At 33.3% G+C, this 12,252-nt stretch carries 8 protein-coding genes; 3 read left to right on the top strand and 5 right to left on the bottom strand.

Annotated features, from left to right (window positions below):
* Positions 1-40: 40 nt before the first annotated feature.
* From ACN5J3_RS11600 to recG, 3 genes are all read right to left on the bottom strand, one after another.
* On the bottom strand, positions 41-883 hold the full coding sequence (locus ACN5J3_RS11600) for a phosphatase PAP2 family protein (RefSeq protein ID WP_418511854.1): 843 nt from the start codon (positions 881-883) through the stop codon (positions 41-43).
* 7 nt (positions 884-890) lie between these two features.
* Positions 891-3,317 carry a phenylalanine--tRNA ligase subunit beta gene (gene pheT / locus ACN5J3_RS11595; RefSeq protein ID WP_418511853.1) on the bottom strand — a complete coding sequence of 809 codons (2,427 nt, stop codon included), beginning with the start codon at positions 3,315-3,317 and terminating at the stop codon, positions 891-893.
* A 120-nt stretch (positions 3,318-3,437) separates the two neighbouring features.
* Positions 3,438-5,540, bottom strand: a complete 2,103-nt coding sequence (gene recG / locus ACN5J3_RS11590; protein ID WP_418511852.1) for an ATP-dependent DNA helicase RecG — start codon at positions 5,538-5,540, stop codon at positions 3,438-3,440.
* 23 nt (positions 5,541-5,563) lie between these two features.
* On the opposite strand from recG, the gene ACN5J3_RS11585 reads away from it, so the two are divergent.
* Together ACN5J3_RS11585 and ACN5J3_RS11580 are read left to right on the top strand one after the other, a co-directional pair.
* The gene (locus ACN5J3_RS11585; protein WP_418511851.1) at positions 5,564-7,594 is read left to right on the top strand and encodes a M1 family metallopeptidase; all 2,031 of its coding nucleotides are present in this window, start codon (positions 5,564-5,566) and stop codon (positions 7,592-7,594) included.
* Complete coding sequence (locus ACN5J3_RS11580; RefSeq protein ID WP_418511850.1) at positions 7,595-8,482, top strand: patatin-like phospholipase family protein; 888 nt, start codon at positions 7,595-7,597, stop codon at positions 8,480-8,482.
* 5 nt (positions 8,483-8,487) lie between these two features.
* On the opposite strand, the gene ACN5J3_RS11575 is transcribed toward ACN5J3_RS11580, so the two are convergent.
* Complete coding sequence (locus tag ACN5J3_RS11575) at positions 8,488-9,009, bottom strand: hypothetical protein (RefSeq protein WP_344730816.1); 522 nt, start codon at positions 9,007-9,009, stop codon at positions 8,488-8,490.
* Positions 9,010-9,018: 9 nt separating this feature from the next.
* On the bottom strand, positions 9,019-10,581 hold the full coding sequence (locus ACN5J3_RS11570) for an FMN-binding glutamate synthase family protein (protein ID WP_418511849.1): 1,563 nt from the start codon (positions 10,579-10,581) through the stop codon (positions 9,019-9,021).
* Between the two features lie 62 nt (positions 10,582-10,643).
* On the opposite strand from ACN5J3_RS11570, the gene ACN5J3_RS11565 reads away from it, so the two are divergent.
* Positions 10,644-12,215 (top strand): hypothetical protein, encoded by a 1,572-nt coding sequence (locus tag ACN5J3_RS11565; protein ID WP_418511848.1) that lies wholly within the window; start codon positions 10,644-10,646, stop codon positions 12,213-12,215.
* Positions 12,216-12,252 lie beyond the last annotated feature (37 nt).

Below are 12,252 nucleotides of genomic sequence, written 5' to 3'. Positions count from 1 at the left end.
TGAATTTTAAAAACCTGCTTTTAAGCAGGTTTTTTTATTTTTAAAAAGTGCCTATCAGGCCTATTTTGTTAGGAGAAAGAGAAACATTCCAGCTTATGGTTTTGTTTTTCTTGTAACCATAGTTTTCTTTTTTTGATAAAAATTTGTCAATGTAATCTACAACAACAATACTTAACACGGTTCCTACGGTTACATCAGTAAGCCAATGCGCTCCTGAAATTAAGCGTGTAATAGGAGTGATAGATCCAACACTGTAAATACCTAGCTTAAGCCATATGTTATCAAACTGCTTTGCAATGGCGTGAGCCATTGTAACAGATAAAATGGTGTGTCCTGAAGGAAAAGAATGTTCAAAAGCTTCTTTAGAAAACGGGTTAAAATGATCATAACCAAGACCGGAACTAGGTCGTGCTCTACCAAAAGCTGTTTTGCTTATAGCCTGAATTGAACCTGCTGTTATTGCAGATGAAATAATAAGAACACTTGTTCTTCTAAAAGCTTCATTTTTGGTTAATAATCCATAACCGTAAATACCAGCATTTAAAGCAAAAAACACTTGAGGTTTACCTAATCTAAAGCCGAAATCTTTAGCAAATTGAGGATATCTATTATTCTCTTTTTGAAAAAATCTATTCATTTCTTCATCTGCTAGCGATAATGAAAAAAGGCTTATAGCGGTGACAGAAAGGTTTTTGAAGTCTTTTTTATCCCACTGCAACGGACTTGTGTAAGCTTGAGTTACACTTCTTACCGTGGCTCCGGCATCATATTTTAATAATTCCCAAACGCTTGTTGAATCTTTTTGTTTTTGAAAAGAGTCGTTTGTTTGCCCGTATACAGAAAACGTAAATAAGCATAGGGATAAATAAAATAAGTACTTCATAATATGTTTAGCGTAGCTCTGCTCCAAGCTGTTTTTCAAAGTTGGCTTGAAGTTTATTCATAATTTTATCAATTTGCTTGTCTGTAAGTGTTTTGCTGTCATCTTGTAAAATAAAACTTACAGCGTAACTCTTTTTACCTTGAGGTAAATTATCACCTTGGTATACATCAAATAAATCAACGTCTTTTAATAACTGCTTTTCTGTTTGTCTAGCAATAGTGTCTATTTGTTCAAAAGACACATTGTTGTCAAGTAACAAAGCGAAATCACGTCTAACTTCTGGGTGTTTAGGCAATTCTGTAAACGTAATCTTATTGTGTTTGGCCATGTTTAACACATTATCCCAATTAAAATCAGCAAAAAGCACTTGTTGTGAAATACTAAAATGTTTTAATACTGATTTCTTTACAAGTCCAAACTCTACAAGGGTGTTTTTTCCTAAATTTAGAGAAATACCTTCGCTAAATACATCATTCTTAATAGGAGATACTTTGAAACGAGATATTCCCAAACGTTCTAAAATAGAGGTGATTGTTCCTTTTAAATAGAAAAAATCACTTTTTTGAGAAGGAGAATTCCAGCGTTCAGAGCTTTTGTTACCAGTAACAAAAACAGCTAAATGTTTAAACTCCTCGCGTTTTTCATTGTAACCATGATAGGTTTTTCCAAATTCAAATAACTTTAGAGCTTCTCGCTTTCTGTTAATATTGTAGCTTACAGCTTCTAATCCAGAAAAAAGCAAGCTTTGACGCATAACACTTAAGTCGTTACTTAAAGGGTTAAGCATTGTAATGTTGTGTTCCTCTTTTAGCTGATTACTTAATGCTGCGTAGTTAGGTGTTGTAAGTGAGTTTGAAAGAATCTCGAAAAACCCTTGACTCGCTAATTGATTACCAATAATATTTTGAAGTTTATAATCTTCAAATCGAGAGCTGTTAGAAATAGATGCGTTAAGCTTTTCTGTGGTTTTTATGTTGTTGTAACCGTACACGCGTAATATTTCCTCAATAATATCAGCTTCTCGCTGTACATCGTTTCTGTATGAAGGGACGGTCAACCCAAGTCCGGTTTCTGTTACGTTGTTTATTTTAATATCTAATGACATTAAAATACGCTTTATAATATCTCTTGGAATTTCTTCTCCAATCAATTTTTTAGCATTATCAAAACTTAAACGTACTTGAAAATCTTCAATTTTATTTGGATAAAAATCAACAATATCGCTTGTTATTTCTCCACCAGCAATTTCTTGAATAAGTAATGCTGCACGCTTTAAAGCATATTCAGTAATATTAGGGTCTATACCACGTTCAAATCTAAAAGATGCATCCGTGTTAAGTGCATGTCGTTTGGCTGTTTTTCTAATGCTTACAGGATTAAAGTAAGCACTTTCTAAAAAGATACTTGTTGTGTTTTCTGTAACTCCAGAATCTAATCCGCCAAAAACACCAGCAATACAAAGTGGTTTTTCAGCATCACAAATCATTAAATCATCTTCGTGAAGTTCGCGCTCAACTTCATCTAGAGTTGTAAACTTTGTTCCGGCGGCAACCGTTTTTACAACAATTTTATTACCTGAAATTTTATTAGCGTCAAAAGCATGAAGTGGTTGCCCCAATTCATGAAGCACATAATTTGTAGCATCTACTATGTTGTTAATAGGAGAGAGGCCAATAGCTTTTAAGCGGTGTTGTAACCAAGCAGGAGATTCATTTACCTTTAATCCAGAAATGGTAACACCACAATAGCGAGGTGCTAGTTCTTTATTTTCAATATCTACTTCTACACGCAGCGTTCTGTTATCTACATGAAATGCACTAACAGATGGCGTTATTAATTCTGAATGAATATCTTTTTGAAGTAACCCAGCTTTTAAGTCTCTTGCTGTACCATAATGACTCATGGCATCAGCACGGTTTGGTGTTAGTCCTATTTCAAAAACAGCATCGTTTTCTACTTTAAAAACCTCTGAAGCTAAAGTTCCTACAGCAATATCTGCATCTAAAACCATAATCCCATCATGAGAAGCGCCTAGTCCTAATTCATCTTCGGCACAAATCATTCCGTGACTTTCTTCGCCGCGAATTTTTCCTTTTTTAATAACCCATGATTCACCTTCAGAAGTGTAAAGCGTTGTACCAATTGTAGCTACAGGAACTTTTTGTCCGGCAGCAACATTAGGAGCGCCACAAACAATTTGTAATGGTGTTTCTTCTCCAATATTTACGGTGGTAATTTTAAGGCGATCTGCATTAGGATGTTGTATGCAGGTTAATACTTCTCCTACTACAATACCTTCTAATCCGCCTTTTACTGATTGATATGTTTCTATGCCTTCTACTTCTAGGCCTAAATCTGTTAATAATTCACTAGTTTGTTCTGTTGACCAATCTGTGTTTATAAATTGTTTTAACCAATTGTATGAAATCTTCATCTATCATTTGCTGTTTAGGAGTGCAAAGATAATAAACCTTATAAGTTAACGGAAACTCAAGTCCTTGTTTTTATGATGTATTCTTTACTTTTTTGTGTAGATTAGGAGTTAAATGCTTCTTTAACTAATGTAATTCCAGATATTCTTGTACTTACTCATTTGTTTGTAAGTGTATAAAATAGGCTGATTGTCCTCGTGAGTAAGTGTTGGATCAGCATTTAGCGTTTTTTTTGCATGATATCTGGCTGCTTGTAAAATGTCTTTATCCTTTACAATATTTGCTATTCTTAAGTTTAAAACGCCGCTTTGTTGGGTTCCCATAATATCTCCAGGTCCGCGAAGTCTCAAATCTACTTCGGCTATTTCAAAGCCATCACTAGTTTTGGTCATGGTTTCTAGCCTGATTTTACTGTCGTTACTTAATTTATGTCCGGTCATTAAAATACAATAACTTTGTTCGGCGCCACGACCTACACGACCACGTAATTGATGTAATTGTGATAAACCAAAACGTTCAGCACTTTCAATAACCATAACAGAGGCGTTTGGTACATTAACACCAACTTCAATAACTGTTGTGGCAACCATAATTTGGGTTTCGCCATTAACAAAACGTTGCATTTCATAATCTTTATCGGCTGGTTTCATCTTACCGTGCACAATAGATATTTGGTATTTTGGAGCAGGGAAATCTCTAGCGATACTTTCGTAACCATCCATTAAATCTTTGTAGTCCATTTTTTCACTTTCTTGAATCAACGGATACACGATATAAACCTGTCTGCCTTTGTCAATTTCATCACGAATAAATCCAAAAACTTTTAGTCTATTTTTGTCATAACGATGTACTGTTTTTATGGCTTGTCTTCCGGGTGGTAATTCATCAATAATTGATATGTCTAAATCACCATAAACAGACATGGCTAATGTTCTTGGAATTGGTGTTGCAGTCATGACTAAAATATGCGGGGGCGTTGTGTTTTTTTTCCATAATTTGCTTCGCTGCTCAACACCAAATCTGTGTTGTTCGTCAATAATTGCAAGGCCTAAATTTTTGAATTTTACTTTATCTTCAAGAAGGGCATGAGTGCCAATTAAAATCTGTAAAGAGCCATTTTCTAGGGATTCGTGAATTTCTTTTCTTTCTGAAGTATTACTTGAACCTGTTAGTATTTTTATGCTGATATTTAGGTTTTTACATAGTTCTGATAATCCATTATAGTGTTGGACTGACAAAATTTCAGTTGGCGCCATTAAACATGCTTGGAAACCGTTGTCAAGTGCCATGAGCATTGACATGAACGCGACTATGGTCTTTCCAGAACCAACATCTCCTTGTAAAAGTCTATTCATTTGTGCGTTGCTACCTAAATCGGCACGGATTTCTTTTAAAACACGTTTTTGAGCATTGGTTAATTCAAAGGGTAAATGTGTTTTAAAAAAGGTATTAAAATATGTTCCTACAGAGTTAAAAGGAAACCCTTTTATTTTTGATTTATGAATAAGGTTTTTGAGAATTAATTGTAATTGAATGTAGAATAATTCTTCAAATTTTAAACGGTATTGAGCACGTGCTAAAAGGTCTTGATTTTTTGGAAAATGTATGTTTAAAAGTGCTTCACTTTTTGAGGGTAATTTCAGTTCTGAAAGTAAGGGTTTTGAAAGCGTTTCTATGAAGCGTCCTTTACTCTCAATAAACAGTTGTTGCATGATGGTATTTATCACCCTATTTGTGATACCTTTGTTGTTTAGTTTTTCAGTTGATGGATAAATAGGTTGCATAGCAGAACGCAAACTTTTTTTGTGTTCTTCTAGCAATTCCATCTCTGGATGCGGCATGCTAAAAGCGCCATTAAACCAATTTATTTTACCAAAAATAACATAAGGTCTGTTGGGTTTTAGGTTATCTCTTATCCATTTCTGACTTCTAAACCATACCAACTCCATGCTTCCAGTATCGTCCTGAAATTTAGCAACCAAACGTTTTCCGCGCTTTTGGGCTACTTCTTTAACGCTTGTAATTTTACCTATAATTTGAACTTCAGAGCTATTTCTTTGCAGTTCATTTATTTTATAATAGCGTGTTCTGTCTAAATATCTGTTAGGGAAAAGGTTTAGTAAATCTTGATATGTATGAATACCAAGCTCTTTCCGAAGTAAATCGGCACGATTAGGGCCAACGCCTTTTAAATAATCAATAGGAGTTTGTAAATTGGTAATCATGACAACGAATATAAACCTTATACTTGAAAGATAAAACCTTAAAAATTCCGTATTTTGGTCTAATCGTTGTTGTAAAAAAGCTTATGAAACAAATATTTTATTTCCTCCTGTTTTTATTGAGTACTATATGTTACTCACAACAAACGGATTATGTAGATTTTTTACAAGCCAAACCGGAAATCTCGTTTGATGTTCAAGAAAAGAAAGTTTTTGGAAATGTAACTTATCAGTTTAAAGTTCTTGCATCTGTAGACTCTATATTTCTTGATGCAAAAAAAATGACTTTTACCAATGTGCAAGTTAATGATAGAAAGATCAAGTATGAAAATGACGGTAATAAGCTTTGGTTAATAGATGATTTTAAAGAAGGGATTGACTATTCGCTTACGTTTAGTTATGAGGCTACACCACAAAAGGCATTGTATTTTGTGGGTTGGGATAATGAAGCACCAAACCAAATTTGGACACAAGGACAAGGAAAATATACAAGCAATTGGTTGCCTAGCATTGATGATACTAATGATAAAATAGAATTTGATTTATCTATTACGTTTCAAAGTGATTACCAGGTTATAGCTAATGGTAAACTGGTTGATGTGGAGCGTCTAGATCATTCTGATTATTATACATGGCACTATGATATGAAGCAGCCTATGTCAAGCTATTTGGTTGCATTGGTTATTGGTGAATATGATAAAAAAGTTGAAATATCTGAAAGCAACATACCTTTAGAGATGTATTATTATCCGAAAGATTCTAATGTTGTAGAACCTACTTACAGATACTCAACGCAAATGTTTGATTTTTTAGAGTCAGAAATTGGTGTTTCTTATCCTTGGCAAAACTATAAACAGATTCCTGTACATGATTTTTTATATGCAGGGATGGAAAATACAGGAACAACAATTTTTGCAGATACATATGTGGTAGATTCTATTGCATTTATAGACAAAAACTATGTAAACGTTAATGCACATGAGTTAGCGCATCAATGGTTTGGTGATTTGGTTACTGCAAAAAGCGGAGAGCATCATTGGTTACAGGAAGGTTTTGCTACCTACTATGCGCTACTTGCCGAGCGTGATGTTTTTGGAGATAACTATTATTATTGGCGTTTGTATGAGTATTACCATGACTTGATAAATCAAGAAAGGCTTAATCAAGGAACGTCATTGCTAAACCCTAAATCAAGTAGCTTAACTTTTTATAAGCGTGGTTGTTGGGTGTTAAATGCCTTGAGGGAAAACGTAGGAGATGAGCCTTTTAAAGAGGCTTTACAAGCATATTTAGAAAAACACAAGTTTAAAAATGTTGAAACCTCTGATTTTATATCAGAAGTAGAAAAGGCAAGTGGTTTAAAATTAGATAGTTTTGTTGATACTTGGATTGTGAGTGATGTTTTTCCTCAAGAGAAAGCTCATGAGTTATTATTACAATCTACTTTTATACAAGAATATGAAATGGTAGATTGTGAGTTGGCTAATGCGCGTTGTGATTATTATTTAGAAGCTACAATATCTGATGAGGCAAAGTCAAAAATTATCTCTCAAATTCCTAATAGAATACCTGAAAAGCTTTTTAATAGTTCTTTAAAAGTGCGCCAAGCAATTGCTACAAATGTTACTCAAATTCCAGTAGGTTTAAAACCAATGTATGAAACGCTTTTAGATGATGCATCTTACGCAACAGTTGAAGCAGCTTTGTATCATTTATGGTTGAATTTCCCACAAGATAGATCCTTATATCTAAATAAAACAAGTGATTTAATTGGCTTTAAAGATAAAAACATCAGATTGCTTTGGTTAGTTTTAGCCTTATCAACAACAGATTATAAAGCAGAACTAAACAACGAATTTTACAGAGAGTTGGTAGGTTATACTTCTGAAAAATATAATTTTGAAGTGCGTCTTAATGCGTTTCAATATATAGATGCGATGGCTTTGTATAATGATGTTTGTATAGATAATCTAAAACAGGCTACGAAGCACCATAATTGGCGATTAGTAAAGTTTGCAAAAGATAAATTAGAACAACTCAAAAATAAAAAACAATAAATGAGAGCATTAGTAATATCTGGAGGCGGAAGTAAAGGAGCCTATGCAGGTGGTGTTGCACAATATCTTATGCGAGAAGAAGGAAGGCATTATGATATGTTTTTAGGAACATCTACAGGGAGTTTATTAATACCTCATTTAGCTGTTAATGATATAGATAAGTTGTATGATATTTTTACAAATGTTCAACAGCATGATATTTTTAGTGTAAGTCCTTTTATTCAGCGTGAAAAAGGAGGTAGAGAGTATGTATCTATTGATTTTTTAAACTCAACATGGCAATTCATTAGAATGAAGCGAACCTTTGGGGAGAGCAAAGCTTTACGTAGAAACATAAAAAAGAATTTTACAAAAGAAGAGTACTTAAAAATAAAAGCTACTAAAGAAGATGTTGTAGTCACTGTTTCTAATTTGTCAAAAAACACAGTAGAGTATAAATCAATAAATGACTGCACATACGAAGAGTTTTGTAACTGGATTTGGATTTCATGTAATTATATTCCATTTATGTCTATTGCAAAAGTAGATGGTTATGAGTATGCTGATGGCGGATTAGGGTGTGTTATTCCTATAAGAGAGGCTATACAAAGAGGTGCGACAGAAATTGACGCTGTGGTTCTAGAAGCAGAACAAATGGATAGAATGAAAGTGTTAGGGAAAAATCCTTTTTCGCTTATGATAAACTTATTTGGGCACTTGCTAAATCAAGTAGAACGAAACGATATTATTATAGGTAAACTGGCTGCCAAAAATAAAGGAGTAAAGCTTAACTTATATTACACACCAACAGATCTTACTGAAAACTCATTGATTTTCAGTAAGAAACTTATGACTAAATGGTGGCGGTTAGGATATGATTATGCTAAAGAGAGACACAATAAAACTTAAAAAGTTTACCACATTTCGCTTACTTCTTTCTTAATGAAAGATAAGGCTGCATCACTAGGAGCGCGTTTTTCCATCATTTCAGTAAGAACCACCTCGCGTAGCTTATTTGCTGTATCAGTTTTTTCTAAAAGGCTAGCTTTTCTAATTAATTGAATAGTTGCATTTTTTGCAGCAGTGATAATATTCCAACACTCATCGCTTAAATATATTTGCTGTGATAAGTTGTGTTCAAATTCTTGTTCAATGCTGGCTATAAGTAAAGATTCGTAATCTTCTTTGTTAGATGAATTAGGAGAAACTCTTATAAGTAATTTTGACGGAGTAATTCTCTCAAGAAATAAAGACATACGTTCATAAGCTTGTAATCTAATAGGTAAAGTGTTTACCTGGATGTCTTTATGAAGTAAAAAACGTCTGCGACCATCTTCATTTTTTGTGTGTTCTTTAAAAAAGTAAAAAGCAATTAAACCTGTAATTAAAGCTGGTACAGCATATAAAACGACTTCAAATAATTTTTCTATCTCCATTTTGTTTTGTTAGTTGTTAGATTTTCCACCCAAATATATACAATCTTTTAAATCTTGCATACTTTTAAATGGAACTGGGGTTTTATTGTACATATAAGTTCTATCTAGTTCTTTAGATAAATTGTGGTCATCTACATTTACATCAACATCACTCATTTTAAATTGGCAGGGATGTTCATATCCTGCTGCGTGTGTTATTTCAATAAGTTCTTTTCTAAAGGTTTTAAAATATTGTGCAAGTCTAACAGATTTTAAAGAAGTGTCAATGCCGCTTTGCAACCATTTGCTTTGTGTAGCAACACCACTAGGGCATCTGTTAGTGTGACATATTTGCGCTTGAATACAGCCAATACTCATCATGGCTTCTCGCGCAACATTTATACAATCTACACCCATTGCAAATGCCATAGCGGCTTTTGCAGGAAAGCCTAATTTTCCGCTACCTATAAATACAATGCGCTCTGTAAGTCCTTTTTCTTTAAACATTCGGTAAAGATCACTAAAACCATATACCCAAGGCAGAGAAACATGATCAGCAAAACTAGGAGGCGCTGCGCCGGTACCACCTTCGCCGCCATCTACGGTAATAAAATCAGGACCTTTGCCTGTTGTTTTCATTATGTCTGCTAATTCATTCCATTGTTCAAGTTTTCCAATAGCAGCTTTAATACCAACCGGTAATCCTGTTGCGTCAGCTATTTGTTCTATAAAATCAACCATTTCAGGAACGTTGCTAAAAGCCGAATGGTTAGGAGGAGAAAGTACGTCTTTGCCAATCTCAACATGGCGAATTTTTGCAATTTCTTCAGTGATTTTAGAACCTGGTAATACACCACCTTTTCCTGGTTTAGCACCTTGAGAAAGCTTTATTTCAATGGCTTTTACATGCGGATTGTCTTCAACAAGCTTAATTAGTTTAGCTAATGAGAAATTTCCGTTTTTATCTCTAACACCAAAATATCCAGTTCCAAAATGAAATATAACATCACCGCCGTTACAGTGGTAAGGCGATAAACCACCTTCGCCTGTGTTATGGTATGCGCCAGCTAAATGCACACCTTTGTTAAGAGATTCAACAGCTTTTGCAGAAAGAGAGCCAAAACTCATTGCAGATACATTAATTACCGAAGCAGGTCTAAAAGGTTTTTTACGTTTATTATAAGCTCCTATAACTTTGGCGCAAGGTAAAAATGTTTTATCAATGGCATTAGGATGTTCGTTTTCTAGCTTGTAAGGCATCATGGCATTGTTTATAAAAATATGCTGATGCGCATAAATATCTCTATCAGTACCAAAACCTTCGTAGTTATTTTCGTGTTTTGCAGATGCGTAAATCCAGCCTCTTTCAATTCTGTTAAAAGGGAGTTCCTCTCGGTTATTGGCTACTAAATATTGTCTTAATTCTGGGCCAATTCTTTCTAGCATGTACCTGAAATGCCCTATAACAGGGAAGTTGTGACTTATGGTGTGTTTTTTTTGTAAAAAAACATCTCTAAAAGCAACAAGGGCTAAAGCGATTAACACCCACATCCACCAAGAGATTTGGCTTAAAAAATCAAGAAAAGATTCCATAAATATTAATTTGTGATAAAGATATTTAAAAATAAACTGTTCTAAAACTATATCTTTATAATATGAAAAAATCTACAAAACGCTTTTTAATAGTTGTACTAGCTTGTGTAGCTATTGTGATTCTTTTTTTTGTTGTAAGTGATTGTATACTGACTTCAAAATTAGAAAGTTACCTTAAAAATAGTTTGCCAAAAACAGTTCAGGTTGATTATAAAGATTTATTAGTGAGTACACGTAAAGGTGAAATAACACTTACAAACGCTTCTGTGGTAAAAAAAGGAGAAAATACAGATATAACGTACTTACAATTTTCAGTAGATACTTTGTTGATAAAAGATGTAAGCTATTGGGATTATTTTTTTAATGATAAAATTTCTATAGACAATGTTTTTGTAAAACATCCCAAAGTAATTTATAAATACAATGATCAAGCAGACTTTAAAGCGTCTAGTATGGCTAAATCAAACACATTTGATTTAGATGTTGACGTTGAGCGCTTTTCTATAAAACAAGGAAACGCACAAGTGTTTGAAGTTGAGACAGACTCGCTTTTGTTTAAAGTGGATAATGTTGCATTGCAGTTAGAGCAAATTAATCTTTCAGAAAAGACATTACAGAATAAAATGCCTATAGCTTTTAAGAGTCATCAATTATCATTTGACACGCTTTTTTATCAGTTGAATCAGTTTGATGATCTAGAAATAGAATCATCAAAACTAAATGATAAAAAAATTACGTTTCAAGGCTTAAAGCTTTATACAAAGTATTCTAAACAGCAATTTTCAGAGTTATTAGATAAAGAAAGAGATCATTTTGATGTAAAGCTTGAGGCTATAAATATTGATGATTATAATTTTGGTTTTCATCAAGACTCAATATTTTATTTTAAAGCACAAACAACAAATTTTGAAATACCTAAAGTTAGTATTTACAGAGATAAATTAGTAGAAGATGATCTTACAATAAAACCTCTTTATAGCGAGATGTTACGCGATTTGAATTTTAATTTAATGTTGAAAGAAGTTTTTGTAAATAATGCAAGTATTGAATATTACGAACGTACCAAAGTTGAAAACCACGGTGGTAAAATATCTTTTTCAGATTTTAACGCCACATTAAAAAACGTTGGGAATACTTATGATACTACAAAGAAAACACACATAGATGTTACATCTATGTTCATGAAAAATGCGCCAATGAAAGCAAATTGGGTTTTTGATGTTAATGATGCAAGTGATGCATTTACATTCAACGCAGCAATAGATAATCTATCGGCAAATGCTATTAACGTGTTTTCAGAACCTAATTTAAAAGTACGTTTTCAAGGAGATATGTTAAAAACATTATTTACTGTAACAGGAAATAAACACACATCTAGAGTAGATTTAAAAACAAAATACAAGAACTTTGATATTATAGCACTTCGCAAAGATGGTAAGCGAAAAAACAAACTCTTATCAGACGTTTTAAACATTTTTGTGTCTAAAAATAGTGATGATGCAACCAATCAATTTAGGTTAGGCTATAAGGAGAATGTAGAGCGTGATAAAACAAAATCAGTTTTTAATTTTTTATGGCTCAACGTACGAGCAGGCTTGCTTGATGCAATGACCAATGATGTAAAAGAACAATAATAATTTTTACGATCTAAATTGTTTATAATTATTAATA

The organism is Corallibacter sp., from assembly GCF_048381695.1.
Lineage (GTDB): Bacteria > Bacteroidota > Bacteroidia > Flavobacteriales > Flavobacteriaceae > Corallibacter > Corallibacter vietnamensis.
This window is presented reverse-complemented; position numbering and strand designations above follow the sequence as displayed.